Origin of the sequence: Ralstonia mannitolilytica (assembly GCF_000954135.1) — a bacterium.
In the GTDB taxonomy this organism is placed as follows: Bacteria; Pseudomonadota; Gammaproteobacteria; order Burkholderiales; family Burkholderiaceae; genus Ralstonia; species Ralstonia mannitolilytica.
On sequence record NZ_CP010800.1, the window covers coordinates 631,546 to 647,640 of the forward strand.

At 68.1% G+C, this 16,095-nt stretch carries 14 protein-coding genes; 13 read left to right on the top strand and 1 reads right to left on the bottom strand.

Translation table 11 applies throughout. The features are described 5' to 3' along the window. Positions 1-183 precede the first annotated feature (183 nt). From TK49_RS19550 to modA, 3 genes are all read left to right on the top strand, one after another. On the top strand, positions 184-618 hold the full coding sequence (locus TK49_RS19550) for a VOC family protein (protein WP_045219241.1): 435 nt from the start codon (positions 184-186) through the stop codon (positions 616-618). A 50-nt stretch (positions 619-668) separates the two neighbouring features. Beyond that, positions 669-1,553, top strand: a complete 885-nt coding sequence (locus tag TK49_RS19555; protein WP_045219243.1) for a LysR family transcriptional regulator — start codon at positions 669-671, stop codon at positions 1,551-1,553. A 90-nt stretch (positions 1,554-1,643) separates the two neighbouring features. Continuing rightward, positions 1,644-2,417 carry a molybdate ABC transporter substrate-binding protein gene (gene modA, locus TK49_RS19560; protein WP_045219245.1) on the top strand — a complete coding sequence of 258 codons (774 nt, stop codon included), beginning with the start codon at positions 1,644-1,646 and terminating at the stop codon, positions 2,415-2,417. Here the strand turns inward: modA and TK49_RS19565 are convergent, their stop codons facing one another. Then, a complete protein-coding gene (locus TK49_RS19565; RefSeq protein ID WP_045219248.1) occupies positions 2,418-3,716 on the bottom strand; it encodes an MFS transporter in 1,299 nt (432 codons plus the stop codon). Between the two features lie 174 nt (positions 3,717-3,890). Here TK49_RS19565 and TK49_RS19570 point away from each other — a divergent pair, with 174 nt between their 5' ends. The 10 genes from TK49_RS19570 (at position 3,891) to TK49_RS19615 (ending at position 15,729) form a co-directional block, all read left to right on the top strand. Then, on the top strand, positions 3,891-4,535 hold the full coding sequence (locus TK49_RS19570; protein ID WP_045219250.1) for a TetR/AcrR family transcriptional regulator: 645 nt from the start codon (positions 3,891-3,893) through the stop codon (positions 4,533-4,535). Between the two features lie 128 nt (positions 4,536-4,663). Continuing rightward, positions 4,664-5,620, top strand: a complete 957-nt coding sequence (locus TK49_RS19575) for an AAA family ATPase (RefSeq protein WP_045219252.1) — start codon at positions 4,664-4,666, stop codon at positions 5,618-5,620. Positions 5,621-5,644: 24 nt separating this feature from the next. Then, the gene (locus TK49_RS19580; RefSeq protein ID WP_240480074.1) at positions 5,645-6,709 is read left to right on the top strand and encodes a DUF58 domain-containing protein; all 1,065 of its coding nucleotides are present in this window, start codon (positions 5,645-5,647) and stop codon (positions 6,707-6,709) included. Beyond that, the gene (locus TK49_RS19585; RefSeq protein WP_045219256.1) at positions 6,706-8,733 is read left to right on the top strand and encodes a transglutaminase TgpA family protein; all 2,028 of its coding nucleotides are present in this window, start codon (positions 6,706-6,708) and stop codon (positions 8,731-8,733) included. The genes TK49_RS19580 and TK49_RS19585 overlap by 4 nt, the downstream gene beginning before the upstream one ends. 212 nt (positions 8,734-8,945) lie before the next feature. After that, a complete protein-coding gene (locus tag TK49_RS19590) occupies positions 8,946-10,373 on the top strand; it encodes a PAS domain-containing sensor histidine kinase (protein WP_045219258.1) in 1,428 nt (475 codons plus the stop codon). Between the two features lie 13 nt (positions 10,374-10,386). After that, positions 10,387-10,755 carry a response regulator gene (locus tag TK49_RS19595; RefSeq protein WP_045219260.1) on the top strand — a complete coding sequence of 123 codons (369 nt, stop codon included), beginning with the start codon at positions 10,387-10,389 and terminating at the stop codon, positions 10,753-10,755. Continuing rightward, positions 10,748-11,359, top strand: a complete 612-nt coding sequence (locus tag TK49_RS19600; RefSeq protein WP_045219262.1) for a chemotaxis protein CheC — start codon at positions 10,748-10,750, stop codon at positions 11,357-11,359. Before TK49_RS19595 ends, TK49_RS19600 begins: the two co-directional genes overlap by 8 nt. Before the next feature lie 30 nt (positions 11,360-11,389). Beyond that, positions 11,390-12,838: a response regulator c-di-GMP phosphodiesterase, NosR family gene (nosR, locus tag TK49_RS19605; protein WP_045219264.1), complete on the top strand. Its 1,449-nt coding sequence runs from the start codon at positions 11,390-11,392 to the stop codon at positions 12,836-12,838. 23 nt (positions 12,839-12,861) lie between these two features. Then, a complete protein-coding gene (locus TK49_RS19610) occupies positions 12,862-13,992 on the top strand; it encodes a substrate-binding domain-containing protein (RefSeq protein ID WP_082076359.1) in 1,131 nt (376 codons plus the stop codon). Further along, positions 13,993-15,729: an ATP-binding protein gene (locus TK49_RS19615; protein WP_045219267.1), complete on the top strand. Its 1,737-nt coding sequence runs from the start codon at positions 13,993-13,995 to the stop codon at positions 15,727-15,729. The last annotated feature ends 366 nt before the right edge of the window (positions 15,730-16,095 follow it).

Here is a 16,095-nt window from a genome sequence, read left to right on the forward strand (position 1 = left end):
TTCGCCGCCGTTGGGCGGCTTCTTTTTGGTCGAACAATCAGAATATGCGGGGCTCAGTCCAAAAAAACATCGCTTTTTTTGGATGAATGGATGCGCATAGACTCACTGCGTGGCCTGGTGCGTGGGTGGCCCCCCACCCCGTACCGGTGCCACCTGATCCAACTCTGCGGCCTGCCCTTCACCATGAGCGACGTGACACCTGTGCTTGCCCCGTTCCACCTGGCCTTTCCCGTGCACGACATCGCCGCCGCGCGCGCCTTCTACGGCGGCATCCTCGGCTGCCCGGAAGGCCGCAGCGCGCCGGACTGGGTGGATTTCAACTTCTACGGCCACCAGATCGTGGCGCACCTGGCGCCCGACGAAGTCGGCCACCGCAAGACCAGCGCCGTCGACGGCGACAACGTGCCCGTGCGCCACTTCGGCGTGGTGCTGTCCATGCCCGAGTGGGAAGCCGCCGCCGACAAGCTGCGCGCTGCCGGCATCGAGTTCATCATCGAGCCGCACATCCGCTTCAAGGGCGAGGTGGGCGAGCAGGCCACGATGTTCTTCCTGGACCCGTCGGGCAACGCGCTGGAGATCAAAGCGTTTGCCAACATGGCCTCGCTGTTTGCCAGGTAGGACGGTGCGGCGCGCGTATCCTTGCGTCTCTGCCCTGATCCGCGCGCCTCATGCTTCGAGAACTCAAGACCTTCATTGCCGTCGCCCGGCACGGCACGTTTGCGGGCGCCGGCGAGCGCATCGGGCTCACGCAGTCGGCGGTGAGCGCGCAGATCCAGCGGCTCGAAGCCTCGCTCGGCTTTTCGTTGTTCGACCGCACGGGCCGCTCGGCCACGCTCAATGCGGCCGGACGCGATGCGCTGGCGCTGGCCGAGCACATCGTCACGCTGTATGAGCGGCTGGGCGACCAGGCCGGCGGCAACGAGCAGCGCGGCCTCGTGCGCGTCGGGGCCATTGCCTCGGTGCAGACGTCGTTCCTGGTCGATGCGCTGGTGCAGTTCCGCGCGGAATTCCCGCATTGCCGCGCGCGCGTGCTGCCCGGTGTCTCGCTCGACCTGCTCGGCCTGGTCGACGCTGGCGAGATCGACCTGGCCGTGCTCATCCGCCCGCCGTTTGCGGTGCCGGCCGACCTCGAATGGCGCACGCTGGTGGCCGAGCCGTTCGTGCTGCTGGTGCCCGCCAGCCTGCCCGGCGATGACTGGCGTGTCTTGCTCGAGCATCAGCCGTTCATCCGCTACGACCGCCGCTCGTTCGGCGGGCGCCGCGTCGACCAGTTCCTGCGCGACCGGCGCATCACCCCGCACGACGTGATCGAACTCGACGAGCTGCACGGCATGACGCAGCTCGTGGCGCGCGGGCAGGGCGTGGCTTTGGCGCCGCAGACCGCCGCGCAAGACGGTTGGCCGCCCGGCGTGCGCGCCATCGCGCTGGGCGATGACACGTTCTACCGCGAGATCGGCCTGATCGAACGCCCGCGTCACAGCCGCCAGCCGATTGCGGGGCGTCTTGCCGATTGCATCGACGAAGCGGCCCGAACCGCCATGGCCAGCGCGTGATGCCCGGCATTCCGCCAGGCTGCGTTGACCGGTCGTTATATCGACTCGTATATTACGGGCGGTCTTTCCCTTTACGAAGGCGGTGTCCTCATGCAAGGTTTGATGCTTCGCGCGCGGCTGCGCACCCTGGGTCTGGTGGCGGCGCTCTCGGTGGGGGCCGCCGCGCCGGCCCATGCGGCAGACCTGGTCGTCTCGGCCGCGGCCAGCCTGACGAATGCCTTCAAGGCGATCGCGCAGCAGTACGAAGCGCAGCATCCGGACACCAAGGTCGTGCTCAACTTCGGCGCGTCGGACATGCTGATGCAGCAGATCGTGAAAGGCGCGCCCGCCGACGTGTTTGCCTCCGCCGATCAGGAGGCGATGAACAAGGCGGTGGCCGAGCACGTCATCCAGACCGATACACGCAGGGATTTTGTGGCCAACCAGCTCGTCCTGATCGTGCCCGCGGCCGGCACGGTGCCCGTGCATGCGCTGAAGGATCTGGTCCGGCCGGAGGTGAAGCGCGTGGCGATCGGCAACCCGGCATCGGTGCCGGTGGGCCGCTATGCCCGGCACGCCCTGGAAAACGCCAGGCTGTGGGAGCCGGTGCAGGCCAAGGCGGTGCTGGCGCAGAACGTGCGCCAGGCGCTCGACTATGTGGCGCGCGGCGAGGTCGAAGCCGGCCTGGTGTTCTCGACCGATGCGGCCATCGCCGCGGACAAGGTGAAGGTGGCGAGCCCCGTGCCGCTGAATGTGCCGCTCACGTACCCCATCGCCGTGACGTCGGGCACGAAGCAGCCGCAGCAGGCGGCCGACTTCGTGGCGTTCGTGCTGTCGCCGGCAGGCCAGGCTGTGCTGGCCCGGTACGGTTTCCTGAAACCCTGACTACGCGGTCGCCGGCTGGCTGGCGCCTTCGGCATCGCGCTTGGGCGTGCGGTGAATGCGCAGCACCAGGAAGGCACCCGCTACGCACAGCCCGCCCGAGATCATCGACGCCAGCGTGTAGTTGCCGAGCGACGCGCGCATCATGCCCGCACCCAGCGTGGCAAACGCCGCGCCCAACTGATGCCCCGCCACGATCCAGCCGAAGACGATGGGCGCTGCGGCCTTGCCGAACACGTCGTTGGTCAGGCGCACGGTCGGCGGCACGGTGGCGATCCAGTCCAGCCCGTAGAAGATGGCAAACACGGGCAGGCCGAAGAACTCGAAGCCGAACGCATACGGCAGGTAAATCAGCGACAGCCCGCGCAGGCCGTAGTACCAGAACAGCAGCACGCGGCTGTTGTAGCGGTCGGACAGCCAGCCCGAGAGCGTCGTCCCGACCAGGTCGAAGATGCCCATGGCAGCCAGCAGGCTCGCGCCCTTGACCTCGGTGAGGCCGTGATCGGCGCACATGGCGATGAAGTGCGTGCCGATATAGCCGTTGGTGCTCGCCCCGCAGATGAAGAAGCTCGCAAACAGCAGCCAGAAATCGCGGCGGCGCATGGCCTGCAGCAGCGTCTGCATGGCCAGGGTGATGGGGTTGGCGCGCGGGCCCTGGACCGCTTCCGGCGCATCGGCGGGTTCGCCATACGTGCGCAGGCCCACGCTCTTGGGCGACTCCGGCAGCAGCAGCGCAACGATGGGCAGCAGCAGCGCGAGCGCGCCGGCCACGATCAGCACCACCGGGCGCCAGCCGTAGCGCTCCACCACCGCCGCCATCATCGGCAGGAACACGAGCTGCCCCGTGGCCGAGCTGGCCGTGAGGATGCCCATGGCCAGCCCGCGGTGCGTGGTGAACCAGCGGTTGACCACCGTTGCACCGAGCGTGATGGCCGCCACGCCCGTGCCGCCGCCCACCATCACGCCCCACAGCAGCACCATCTGCCAGGGCTCGTGCATCATCGCCGAGAGCGCCGTGCCCGACACCAGCACCGCCAGCGCACCGAGCACCGTCGGGCGGATGCCGAAATACTGCATCGACGCCGCCGCGAACGGGCCCGTCAATCCGTACAGCGCAATGCCGATCGAAATGGCCAGCGAGATGGTGCTGCGGCTCCAGCCGAACTCGTGCTCAAGCGGCAGCATCATCACGCTGGGCGTGGCCCGCGTGCCGGCTGCGCACAGCAGGATCAGGAAAACCACGGCCAGGGCGATCCAGCTGTAGTGGAAACGGGGGGCAACTAGGCGGGCGAGGCGTTGCATGGAAGGGGCATCCGATTCTTGTGGGGGTGGCAATATCTTATTCGTTACCGACCGGTAACAACGTGGTTGCGATAGTAGGTACCGATCGGTAACATGTCAAGCCGCATCGAATGTCACCGGCGCCGGCAGGGGAACAGGGTCTTTGTGCCCCGCCGCGCCCGCAGGAGCATCACCATGGCAGCACGTGGGCCACGCGCCCTTCCCAATATCGACCCCCCGAAGCCGCGCCGCATCAGCGGTGAGGACGCACACGCAAGCCTGCTCGAAGCCGCACGTCAGCTGTTTTACTACGAAGGCGTGCGGGCCGTGGGTGTGGAAGCGGTGGTGGAGAAGGCCGGCGTCAACAAGATGAGCCTGTACCGCCAGTTCAAGTCGAAGGACGACCTCGTCCTCGCCTATCTGGAGCGCAGCGACCAGAGCTTCTGGGGCTACTTCGACGCCAGCATGGCGAAGCATCCCGACGATGCGCGCGCGCAGTTGCTGCAGTTCTTCATCGACGTCTCGGAGCGGGCATCGAGGCCCGGCTATCGCGGCTGCCCGTTCGTGAACGTGGCGGCGGAGTTTCCCGACCCGTCGCACGCTGCGCGCCAGTTCGTCCAGCGCAACAAGGCGACGCTGCTGGCGCGCCTGCGCGATCGCGCACAGGCCGCCGGCGCCACCGACCCCGACGCGCTGGCGGACGACCTCGCCTTCCTCATTGAAGGCGCCTATACCGCCAGCCAGACCTTCGGCACCGATGCGCCGCGCCTGATCCGGAGCCTGCCGCGCACGGCACGCGTGTTGCTCGACGCGGCTATCCCCGCGCGCAAACCGGACTGATGTGGTAGCGCGCACGCAGCCCCGGCCTGTTCCGTTGCTGATGTGAGCAGGGCCGGACACCGGGCGCGCGGGTGTCGTGCGATACCGCTACACTCGCTGGCATTGTTGCTCCGGCCGCACCCGCCCCGATGACGCCCAACCAAGCTCCCCTCTCTACCATCCGCACGCCGCAAGCGGCGCAGTTGCCGGCCGCCCTGTTGCAGGCGCAGCGCTCGCTCGAGCGCATCGTGCTCGGCAAGCCGCTGCAGATCCGGCTGGCGCTGGCGTGCCTGCTGGCGCGCGGCCACCTGCTGCTCGAAGACCTGCCGGGCGTGGGCAAGACCACGCTGGCGCACGCGCTGGCGCGCACGCTCGGGCTGCAGTACCAACGTGTGCAGTTCACCAGCGACTTGCTGCCGGCCGACCTCATCGGCGTGTCGATCTACGTGAAAGAGAAGGGCGCTTTCGAATTCCACCCGGGCCCCCTCTTCGCGCAGGTGGTGCTGGCCGACGAGATCAACCGCGCGAGCCCCAAGGCGCAGAGCGCGCTGCTCGAAGCGATGGCCGAAGGGCAGGTCACGCATGACGGCGCAACGTATCCGCTGCCCGCCCCGTTCTTCGTCATTGCGACACAGAACCCGTTGAACCAGATCGGCACGCACCCGCTGCCCGAATCGCAGCTCGATCGTTTCACGATGCGGCTGTCGCTCGGGTATCCCGATCAAGCGTCGGAGCGGGCGCTGTACCTCGGCGGTGGCGCGCCGCAGGACATCGAGTCGGTGCTGACGGCCGCGCAGGTGGTGGCGCTGCAGGCTGCCGCCGACGCGGTGCACGTGGCGCCCGTGCTGGTCGACTACGTGCTGGCCCTGGTGAACGCCACGCGCACCGATGCGCAGGTGCAGATGGGCCTGTCGCCGCGTGCGGGGCTGGCGCTGCTGGCAGCGGCGCGCGCATGGGCGTTGATCGACGGCCGCGACGCCGTGCTGCCCGAAGACGTGCAGGCCGTTTTCAAGGCCGTGGCGGCGCACCGGCTGCTGCCCACGGGCGGCACGTTGTCGGCCACGGCGCTGGCGCAGCGGCTGCTCGATACGGTGGCCATCCCTTAAGGGCGCGGCGCCATGGCGCGTTTCATGCCCGCGTTGTCTGCGCCGCTGCGTGTGCTGGGCGCGGGCTTGGCAAGGCTGCCCGGCATCCGCTTCGTGCGCGGGCGTGTGCAGCGCTTTCTGCAGCGGCCGCGCACGCCGCGAGAAGGCCGCATCCGGCTGGACCGCAATCACGTCTACATCCTGCCCACCGCAGCCGGTGCGGGCTTCGCGCTGCTGCTGATCGTGATGCTGCTGACCTCGCTCAACTACAACGTCAGCCTCGGTTTCCTGCTGACCTTCGTGCTGGCCGGCGTGGTGGCCGCGGCCATGTGGCAGACGCATCGCAACCTGGTCGACCTGGAAGTGCGCGGCGCGGCGGGTGATGCCGTGTTTGTCGGGCACGCCGTCAACGTGAGCGTGGCGCTTGCGAACGTCACGCCGTGGGCGCGTGTGGGCATCGATGTGGGCGCGCGCGACGCGGCGGCGGTGGAGATGTCGCTCGACGCGCAGGACGCGGTGGTCGCGGTGCTGTCGTTTGCCGCGCAGCCGCGCGGCTGGTTTGCGCTGCCGCGGCTGACGGTGTCGACGCGCTTTCCGCTGGGGCTGTTCCGCGCGTGGAGCTATGCCGACGCGCCGCTGACGTTGCTCGTGTACCCCGAGCCGGAATCCTCGCCCCCACCGCTGCCCGCCAGCATGGCTCCCGACCCCGGCGAGGAAGATGACCTGCGCGCCGCCCGCAGCGCCCCCGAAGACGCCGCCGACCAGCTGCGCGCCTACCGCCCCGGCGACCCGCTGCGCAGCATTGCGTGGAAGCACAGTGCGCGGCTCGATACGTGGGTCAGCCGCACCGGGCAGCAGGTGCGCCGCGCCCAGTGCGTGCTGGCGTGGGATGCCTTGCCGCCGTGGATGAGCGTGGAGCAGCGCCTCTCGCGCCTGTGTGCCTGGGTACTGGCTGCCGAGCACGCGCCGGCTGCCGAGGCGCCCGACTACACCCTGAACCTTCCGGGCCTGTCGATCGGCCCCGCACGCGGGTGTGCGCATCGCGATGCATGCCTGCAAGCCCTGGCCCTGTGGGGCAGGCCTGCCATGCCCGAGGCGGCCTCCGCATGAGCCCGCCTTCGGAGACCCCCGTGTTTGGCCCGGCCCGCGCGCTCACGCACCGCGAGCACGGCTGGCTCATCGCGCAGCTGGCCGTGGTGCTGGCGCCGCTGCTGCGGGCGCTGCCGCTCGTCACCTGTGCCGTGTTTGGCGTGCTGCTGCTCTGGCGCACGCTGCTGTGGGTGCGCCGCGCGCCGTTGCCGGGCAAGTGGGTGCTCGGGCTGACCGGCGTGGCGACGCTGCTCGTGACGCTGGCGCTGGCCATGCGCACGGGCGGCAATATCGGGCGCGACCTGTCGGTGGCGCTGCTCGGCGCGTTCCTCGTGCTCAAGCTGATGGAGTCGCACACGGTGCGCAATGGCGTTCTGGTCACGCAGCTGTGCTGCTTCCTGCTGCTCTCGCAAGTGCTGTTTGACCAGCCGCCATGGCTGGCCGCCAGCATGCTGGCCACCGTGGCACTGCTGCTGCGCAACTGGCTGGTGTTGCTGCATCCGCAGGCGCGCACGCGCGTGTCGCCCGCGCGCGTGTTGACGCGCCTGGTACTGATGGGTTTGCCGTGCGCGGCCGTACTCTTCTTGCTGTTCCCGCGCCTGGATCACCCGCTGTGGCGCCTGCCGCAAGCCGCCGACACCGCCACCAGCGGCCTGTCTGACCGCATGGCGCCGGGCTCGGTCGGCCAGCTGATCCTGTCGGATGACCTCGCCTTCCGCGCCGACTTTGCCGGCGCGCCGCCGCCGCCCGACACGCTCTACTGGCGCGGCCTGGTGCTGTGGCGTTTCGACGGCCAGGCGTGGACGGCCGCCTCGATGCGGCAGCGTCCCGCGCCCGAAGGCGTACCCGATTCTGCGGACGCTGCCGGCAGCGCAGCGGACTTGGTCGACTACAACATCACGCTCGAGCCGACACGCCAGCGCTGGCTCTTTGCGCTCGACCGCGGTGTGTCCATCGACGCGCGCGACGGCATCCGCCGCAGCCTTGACGGCGAATTCGTCAGCACCCAGGTGCTCGACCAGCGCATGCGCTATCACGCGCGCTCGCGTTTGCCCGGCCGCCGTGGCGCGGACGATGCCGGGCCGCTCGATCCGCTTACGCGGCAGCTGGCGCTGGCACTGCCGCCGGGCAACCCGCAGGCGCGTGCGCTCGCCGCGCAATGGGCTGGCCTGCCGCCTGCCGAGCGCATCTCGGCCGCGTTGAAGCTGTTTGGCCGCGCGCCGTTTGCCTACACGCTCGAGCCCGAACCGCTGCAGGATCCGCAGATCGACGACTTCCTCTTCCGCACGCGCCGCGGCTTCTGCGAGCACTACGCCGGCAGCTTCGTCTTCCTGATGCGTGCGGCGGGCATGCCGGCGCGCGTGGTGGTCGGCTACCTGGGGGGCGAGGTGAATGTCGTGAGCGGCGACATCATCGTGCGCCAGTCCGATGCGCACGCCTGGGCCGAGGTCTGGCTGGACGGGCGCGGCTGGGTGCGCGTGGACCCGACCGCCGCCGTCGCGCCGCAGCGGGTGGAACGGGGGCTTGCGGCAGCCGTGCCCGCCAGCGAATTCCGCTCGCGCCGCGCGCAAGAGCCCGCGTGGCTGCGCAACGTGCGCTGGGGGCTGGATGGCCTGGTCAGCGGGTGGAACCGCTGGGTGCTCGGCTATGACCGCAGCCGCCAGGCGCGTCTGTTCGCGTGGCTGGGGCTGGATGCGGCAGACCCGCGCGCCGTGCTGTGGGGCGTGTCGGGCCTCGTGCTGTTGGCCGCGCTGCCGCTGTTGTGGCAGCCGCGCAAGCCGAAGCCCGATCCGGTGCAGGCGCAGTGGCAGCGCCTGTGCGACAGGCTGGCGCGGCATGGCTGCCCGCGCGCACCGGCAGAAGGCCCGATGGCCTATGCCGAACGCGCCGCCGTGCACTTCCCCCAGGCCGCGCAGGCCATCCGCGAGGCCGCCGCCGGCTACGTCGCGCTGCGCTATGGCCGCGACGCTGCTGATCCGCAGGCACGGGCGCGCCAATTCGCACAGTGGCGGCAGCTTCTGGCGCAATTGCATCTGCGCAGCTGAAACCGGCCGAGAAAAAGCGTGTAATCCCGCACATTATTCATGGCGCCGCGGCCGATGTTCATGTGTCTTCACTCTGATCTTCCGATAATCACGCGCGATTAGGGATTTGTCCTTATCTGCCTGAGCAAAACTCTGTCGATAAGCAGGGTAAGAGCGGGTTATGCGATGTGACCCGACATCAACCGCATGCATTTGCAGACCGGCGCCCAGGCATGGCAGACATCACCCCATCCCAACTCTCCGACGCCATTGCGCAACTGGTGAGTTGCGGCGTGTTCTCGGTGGATCGGCACATGCGGATCCTGTCGTGGAACCGTTTCATGCAGTATCACAGCGGGCGTTCGGCCGACGAGGTGCTCGGCCAGGATATGTTCGCCCTGTTTCCCGAGCTGCCCGAAAAATGGCTGCGCAAGAAAATCGAGAGCGTTTTTGTATTGGGCGTCTCGGCATATACATCGTGGGAGCACCGGCCTTATCTGTTCCGTTTTCGGCATACCCGGCCCATTACCGACACGATCGAATGGATGCAGCAGAACTGCAGTTTCATTCCGATCGAGGATGAGCACGGCGTGGTGATTGCCGTCGGCATTACGCTGCTCGACGCGACCGATGTCTGCCTGGCCTATGGCGAGCTGAAAAAGCGCGAAAAGATCGTGACCGATGCGCTGCAGGAGCTGACCGTACGCAACGCGCAGCTCTCGGCATTGAACGAAGAGCTGGCCCAGGCGCACCAGCAGTTGCTGCAATCGGAGAAGCTCGCCGCCATCGGGCAGTTGGCGGCCGGCATTGCGCATGAGATCAATAACCCCGTGGGCTTCGTGCTGTCGAATCTGAACAGCCTGCAACGCTACATGGGCACGCTGCTCGACTATGCGCGCGGCATGGAGCAACTGATCACGCAGGCGGCGCCTTCGCTGGACCCGCAGCTCGCCGCGCTCGCCCAGGCCGCCGATATCGACTACCTCACCGAAGACGCCCCGGCGCTCGTCGCAGAATCGAAAGAGGGCCTGGCCCGCGTGCGCGACATCGTGGTGGACCTGCGCGACTTCTCGCGCGTGGACAGCAAGCACCAGTGGGAACAGGTCGACATCCACCGCTGCATCGAATCCACGCTGAACATCGTCCACAATGAAATCAAGTACCAGGCCGATCTCGTGCGCGAGTACAGCACACTGCCACCCGTGATGTGCATCCCGTCGCAAATCAACCAGGTGGTGCTGAACCTGGTGGTGAACGCCGCGCAGGCTTACGCCAAGAAGGCCGAGTCTGGTGGCGAGCGCGGGGTGATCGCGGTGCGCACCGGGTGCGATGCGCCCGACCCTGGCGAGGCGGATGCCAAGGCGTCGGTCTGGTTGGAGGTGGCCGATGCCGGTTGCGGTATTCCGCCCGAGAACCTCAAGCGCATCTTCGATCCGTTCTTCACCACCAAGCCGGTCGGCAAGGGCACGGGGCTCGGATTGTCGGTCACCTACGGCATCGTGCAGGCGCATGGCGGACGCATCGATGTATCGAGCACGGTCGGCAAGGGCACGACCTTTCGCGTGACGCTGCCCGTGGGCGGCCCCGCGCCCGCCCTCGCCTCAGAACCCGCGCCGGCCGTCAAGGCGGCGGCCCCCCTGAACCCCACGTCTTACGCCTGAAGGGAGACACACCATGGCGCTACCCGTGCTCGTTGCCGACGACTCGTCGCTGGCACGCAAGCTTCTGATCAACGCCTTGCCCGAGGACTGGGACGTCGAAGTCTCGCAGGCTTCCAACGGCGTGCAGGCGCTGGAGCTGTTCCGGGCGGGCAAGGGCACCGTCGTCTTTCTCGATCTCACCATGCCCGACATGGACGGCTTCCAGGTGCTCGAACACATTCGCCGGGCCGCCGCCGATGCCTTTGTGATCGTGGTGTCGGCTGACATCCAGTCCGGCGCGGTGGAGCGCGTCAAGGAACTCGGTGCCATCGGGTTCATACCGAAGCCGGTCTCGGCCGAGCGGATTGTTCCGATCCTGCGGGGGTATGGGCTCTATGCATGACCTGACGCTCAACGAAGAGCAGCGCGACGCGCTGCAGGAGATCGCCAACATCGGCATGGGCAAGGCCGGCGCTGCACTGGCCGAACTGCTGGGGGCGTTCGTGACGCTGTCGGTGCCGGGCATCAAGCTCGTCGACGCCGCACAGCTGCAGGCCAACCTGCTGGCCTGCGACATGGCAGGCGATGCGCCGTCGCCGGTGCGGCAGGCGTTCCAGTCGGACATTTCCGGCGAAGCCATCGTGCTCTTCGGCAAGGACGGCCGCGAAGAGCTCGAAGAACTGATGGGCTACGACGATGCCGACCTCCACGGCCAGAGCGAGGCGCTGTCCGACATTGCCAACCTGCTGGTGGGCGCGTGCGTGCGCAGCGTGTTCGAGCAGCTGGGGCGCAACCTGTCGTTCTCGCGCCCGAGCTTCGTGCCCGCGACCGCGTTGCAACAGGCCTTGTCGGGCGAACAGTTCCGTCGCTGGGACGTCGCGCTGCTGCTGGAGGTGCGCTTCACACTCGAGCGCGGCGGCTTTGTGGCGCAGCTCGTCATGCTGCTGCCCGAAACGGCCATCCGCACCATGAAGCGCGCGCTCGAGCAGTTTCTGCAGGCGCTCTGAACGCGCTTTGAACTCACAGAGGACCGGGCCATGCTCGCCTACGAAGAAGACACTGCACAAACCACCACGCCCGGTACCGCTCCCGGGCCGGCAGAGACGGCCCAGCCCGTGCCTGCAACGTCGGGCGCCGCCTCGGCTGCCGCCACACCGCTGATCCTGCTCGTCGACGACGAGGCGGGCGTGCTCGCATCGTTGCGTCGGCTGCTGCGGCCGACTGGCTACCGGGTGATCACGGCGGAGAGCGGGGCGGCTGGGCTCGAGATGCTGGCTGTATATCCGGTGGACCTGATCGTCTCGGACATGCGCATGCCCGGCATGAGCGGCGCCGAGTTTCTGGCCTGCGCGCGCGAGCGGTATCCCGACGTGATGCGCATCCTGCTGACCGGCTATTCCGAGATCGATTCGGCCGTGCGCGCCATCAACGAGGGCGGGGTCTACCGCTACCTCAACAAGCCGTGGGACGACCAGGATCTGCTGCTCACCGTGCGGCACGCGGTCGAGCAGCGCACGCTCGCGCGTGAAGCGCAACGCCTGAGCGACCTCACGCGCCAGCAGAACGACATGCTGCAGCGGCTCAACGCAGGCCTGGAGACCCAGGTGCAGGCGCGCACCGAAGAGATTCGTCAGACGGTGATGTTCCTGGAAGGCGCCCAGCGCGATCTGAAGACCAGCTTCACCAACATGGTTCAGGTGTGCGCCAGCATGATCGAGATGCGCTGCGGTGCCATGGCGCGCCAGTCGCTGCGGGTGGCCGATCTCGCGCGGCGCATCGCCATCGGGTGCGGGCTGACGGGGCTGCAGGTGCAGGACATCTTCCATGCCGGGCTGCTGCATGGCATCGGCAAGCTGTCGTTGCCCGATGTGCTGCTGAGCACGTCGCTCGACCGTCTGTCTGCGGAGCAGGCGCAGCAGTTCTACCAGCATCCGCTGCGGGCGCAGATGGTGCTCACGCCGGTGCCGCAGCTCGAGCAGGTGGCCCAGATCATCCGCCACCAGTACGAGCGTTTCAATGGCCGCGGCACGCCCGATCGCCTGGCAGGCCCGGCCATCCCCATCGGGGCGCGCATCGTGGCCGTGGCGCGCGATTTCGAGGGGCTGATGTCGGGCGAGATCGTCAAGCAGCGTACGTCGCCCGACCAGGCCATGGAGATGATCAAGGCGCAGTCCGGCCTGCGCTACGACCCCGATGTGGTGGTGCGCTTCGTTGCGGTGCTCAAGCAGCAGGGCGAGGTGATGCCCGTGCGCCAGATCACCTCGACGGAACTGCGCGAAGGCATGCGCCTGGCCGATGACCTGCTTACGCGCCGCGGGGTGCTGCTCATCACGCGCGACAGCGTGGTCAGTGCCCACCAGGTGCAGCAGATCAAGCATTTCGAAGCGCACGAAGACGTGCCGTTCGCCATCCTCGTCTACGCGGAAGCCGCACGCGCGTCGGGCGGCCCCGCGGCGACGGCGCCCGGCGCCCCGGACGCCGCTTGAACCTTCGCCTTTTGGGAGCGCCCATGGATTGGTGGACGGATGGCAGGCGCAGGCTGGCGGCTGCGTCATGTGCGTGTGGCCTGTTGAGCGCGCTCGCCCAAGGCGGGGCTGCACGGGCGGCCGAGGCGCTGCCCGACACGGTGCGCATGCAGCAGATCGTCGCGCGCGCCAGCGAACACGGCGCGCCTTGGGATGGTCCGGCGTCGGGCCCGCGCGCGCGGGCCGACATCACGCTTGCCATCGTGAGTGAAGACTTGCGTAACGGCGGCATCCTTGGCGTTGCCAAGGGCATCAAGGAAGCTGCGCGCGTGATCGGGTGGAAGGTGCACGTGTACGACGCAGGCGGTACGCCCGAGGGCCGGCGGCGCGCCGTGGCCTCCGCGCTGGCGCTGCAGCCCGGCGGCGTCGTGCTGGTAGGCGGCGATGCCGTCGAGATGCGCCCGGCGCTGGCCCCGTTCGCGCAACGCGGCATCCCGGTGGTGGGCTGGCATGTGGCCGCCACCGCCGGGCCCATGGCCGATGGCCCTGTCGCGGTGAACGTATCGACCGACCCGCTCGCCGTCGCACGGCTCACCGCCATGGCAGCGGTGGCGGATTCCGCCGGCCACGCCAACGTGGTCATCTTTACCGATTCGAACTTCCAGATCGCCAAGGCCAAGGCCGCTGCCATGGCGGAGGTGATCCGCGCGTGCAGCGGCTGCCGGCTGCTGGCGCTGGAAGACGTGCCCATCTCGGGCAGCGCGCAAGCCATGCCTGGCGTCATGCGCCGTCTGCTGGAGCGGTACGGGCGGACGTGGACGTACGCGCTGGCCATCAACGACATCTACTTCGATTACGCCGGTGCCGAACTGACGCGGGCCGGCAGGTCCGAAGGGCTGCGCATGCTCTCTGCCGGCGACGGCAGCGCCGCGGCGTTCCTGCGCATCCAGGCCGGTGCCTTCCAGACCAGCACGGTGGCCGAGCCGCTGAACCTGCAGGGCTGGCAGCTGGTGGACGAGCTGAACCGGCTTCTGGCCGGTCAGCCGGTGAGCGGCTATGTGTCGCCGGTGCATCTTGTCACCGCGGGCAACATCGCGTTTGACGGTGGCCCGCTCGGGCAGTACGACCCCGACAGCGGGTATCGCGCCGTCTATCGGCGGATCTGGGGCCGCTGAATGCCAGGGGACGTCGCCGGTATCGCTCTCGTGCGCCTTCGTGTGCCGCTGCGCGGGGTGTGGCCGAGTTCGCTCGGTCGGCAGTTCGTGCTGGCCGTGGCCGTGCTGGCGCTGCTGATCTCGGCGGGCGGTTTTACCGCGGTGTATGCGCTGCGGACATCCGCGGAGGCGACACGGGCGCTGGCCAACGAACAGCTCACGCGACTGCGGCACGCGCAGGAGCTCGTGCAGCGCACGCTGCTCATCGAGCGCGAATCGGCGCAGCTCGAGAAGACGGCCTCGGTGGAGGCGCTGCGCCGCCACTATGCGGAGATCCTGCAGAACCTGCAGGCGTTCGAACAGCTGTCCGAACATCTGGCCGCCGCCGATGACGACATTGAAGTGCTCGATCTGCACCAGTCGACCCAGCTGTTTCGCAATGCGGTCTACATCGTCGCGCAGTGGTGGGAAAGCGAGCTGCAGCGTGCGGGCGCTGGCGCCACGGCTTCTGCGGCAGCGTCGGCGCGCGCCCAGGCCGGGCGTCGATCTGCGGAGGCGCTGTACATGCAGGCCGGCGCCATGGTGCAGTCTGCGCAGCAGTTGTCGGCGCGGCATGCGCATGCGTTTCAGCAGGCCCTGGAGGCGCTGGCCGCCGTGTCGGAGCGCAACGAGCGCTGGGTGACCGCGCTGCTCGCCTGCAGCGTGGCGTTTGCCTGCCTTGCCGCGTACGCGCTGCTGGGACGTCGCGTGCTGCAGCGGCTGCTGCAGGTCAGCCGCAGCCTGCGCGATCAGCATGCCGACGGCGCTCCCGGGGCGGTGCCGGTCAGGGGCGACGACGAGATCGGCCAGATGGCGCGCGCCGTCGAGCAGTTCCAGCGTGACCGATGGCAGCTCGCGCTGGCGCACCAGGCGCTGCAGGCCGAGCGCGCACGCCAGGAGCAGTTGCTGCACGAGCTGGCGCAGGCACAGGGCCAGTTGCTGCAGTCGGAGAAGATGGCTTCGATCGGCCAACTGGCGGCCGGGGTGGCGCACGAGATCAACAACCCCGTCTCTTTCGTCAATGCCAACCTGGGCAGCCTGCAGCGCTACGTCGCAGCGCTGCTCGACACCGTCTCTGCGTATGAGTCGCACGAGGCGGAGTTGACGCCTGCCACACGCGCCACGCTGGCCGAGGTGCGGCAGCGGGCCGACCTGGACTACGTACGCGAAGACGTGCCGGCGCTGCTGGCCGAATCGCTGGATGGCCTGCAGCGCGTCAAGAGCATCGTGCACGGTCTCAAGGCGTTCTCGCATGTGGACGATGCGCAGCTGCAGCGCTGCAACCTCGAGACGTGCCTCGAGACCGCCGTCAAGATCGTCTGGAACGAGCTCAAGTACAAGGTGGACGTGGTGCGCGAGTACGGCGGGATTCCCGAGGTTGACTGCATGCCGTCGCAGCTGAGCCAGGTCTTCATGAACCTGCTCGTCAACGCCGGTCAGGCGATCCACGAGCATGGGCGCATCACGCTGCGCACGGGCCGCGACGCCGGCAGCGTCTGGGTCGAGGTGCAAGACACGGGCAGCGGCATCCGCCCCGAACACCTGGGCCGCATCTTCGACCCGTTCTTCACCACGAAGCCCGTGGGCCTCGGAACGGGGCTCGGCCTATCCATCTCCTACGGCATCGTGCGCAAGCATGGCGGCCACATCGAGGCTCGCAGCGAGGTTGGTCGCGGCACGTGCTTTCGCATGACCCTGCCGTTGCCCGCCGACGCCTGAGTTGCGCACAAGCTGTCGATCGGCTTAGAAAGCGCGCCCCAAATACGGGCAAAGCGGTGGCGTTGAAGGGTTCCGGTCATTCACTTGTGATGGAATATTTTCCAATCCCTGGTTTGAATATTCAGGATAGATAACTCGGCCATGCAATAACTGCACGCAGTTTCGCGCTTGCAGATAATCGTCGTGATTCGCTCTTGCAGATGTGTGCAAATTATCAGTGCGTTCTCGCGCCGATATTGCATCGGGACCAGATTGGCACGGCGGGAACCTTTCTCGTACGATCGTTTCGTAGCTGTTCCGCTGCACTGCAACGTCAACGTAGAAGCCCTTCAGATCTGGGTTTACGGGTTTTTCAGCCTCGCAGCG

Excerpts from the sequence above, each read along its gene's own strand:
- TK49_RS19565 (WP_045219248.1), bottom strand. The coding sequence starts at position 3,716 with ATGCAACGCCTCGCCCGCCTAGTTGCCCCCCGTTTCCACTACAGCTGG.
- TK49_RS19600 (WP_045219262.1), top strand. The coding sequence starts at position 10,748 with ATGCATGACCTGACGCTCAACGAAGAGCAGCGCGACGCGCTGCAGGAG.
- TK49_RS19610 (WP_082076359.1), top strand. The coding sequence starts at position 12,862 with ATGGATTGGTGGACGGATGGCAGGCGCAGGCTGGCGGCTGCGTCATGT.
- TK49_RS19580 (WP_240480074.1), top strand. The coding sequence starts at position 5,645 with ATGCCCGCGTTGTCTGCGCCGCTGCGTGTGCTGGGCGCGGGCTTGGCA.
- TK49_RS19550 (WP_045219241.1), top strand. The coding sequence starts at position 184 with ATGAGCGACGTGACACCTGTGCTTGCCCCGTTCCACCTGGCCTTTCCC.
- modA (WP_045219245.1), top strand. The coding sequence starts at position 1,644 with ATGCAAGGTTTGATGCTTCGCGCGCGGCTGCGCACCCTGGGTCTGGTG.
- TK49_RS19595 (WP_045219260.1), top strand. The coding sequence starts at position 10,387 with ATGGCGCTACCCGTGCTCGTTGCCGACGACTCGTCGCTGGCACGCAAG.
- nosR (WP_045219264.1), top strand. The coding sequence starts at position 11,390 with ATGCTCGCCTACGAAGAAGACACTGCACAAACCACCACGCCCGGTACC.
- TK49_RS19575 (WP_045219252.1), top strand. The coding sequence starts at position 4,664 with ATGACGCCCAACCAAGCTCCCCTCTCTACCATCCGCACGCCGCAAGCG.
- TK49_RS19615 (WP_045219267.1), top strand. The coding sequence starts at position 13,993 with ATGCCAGGGGACGTCGCCGGTATCGCTCTCGTGCGCCTTCGTGTGCCG.
- TK49_RS19590 (WP_045219258.1), top strand. The coding sequence starts at position 8,946 with ATGGCAGACATCACCCCATCCCAACTCTCCGACGCCATTGCGCAACTG.
- TK49_RS19555 (WP_045219243.1), top strand. The coding sequence starts at position 669 with ATGCTTCGAGAACTCAAGACCTTCATTGCCGTCGCCCGGCACGGCACG.
- TK49_RS19570 (WP_045219250.1), top strand. The coding sequence starts at position 3,891 with ATGGCAGCACGTGGGCCACGCGCCCTTCCCAATATCGACCCCCCGAAG.
- TK49_RS19585 (WP_045219256.1), top strand. The coding sequence starts at position 6,706 with ATGAGCCCGCCTTCGGAGACCCCCGTGTTTGGCCCGGCCCGCGCGCTC.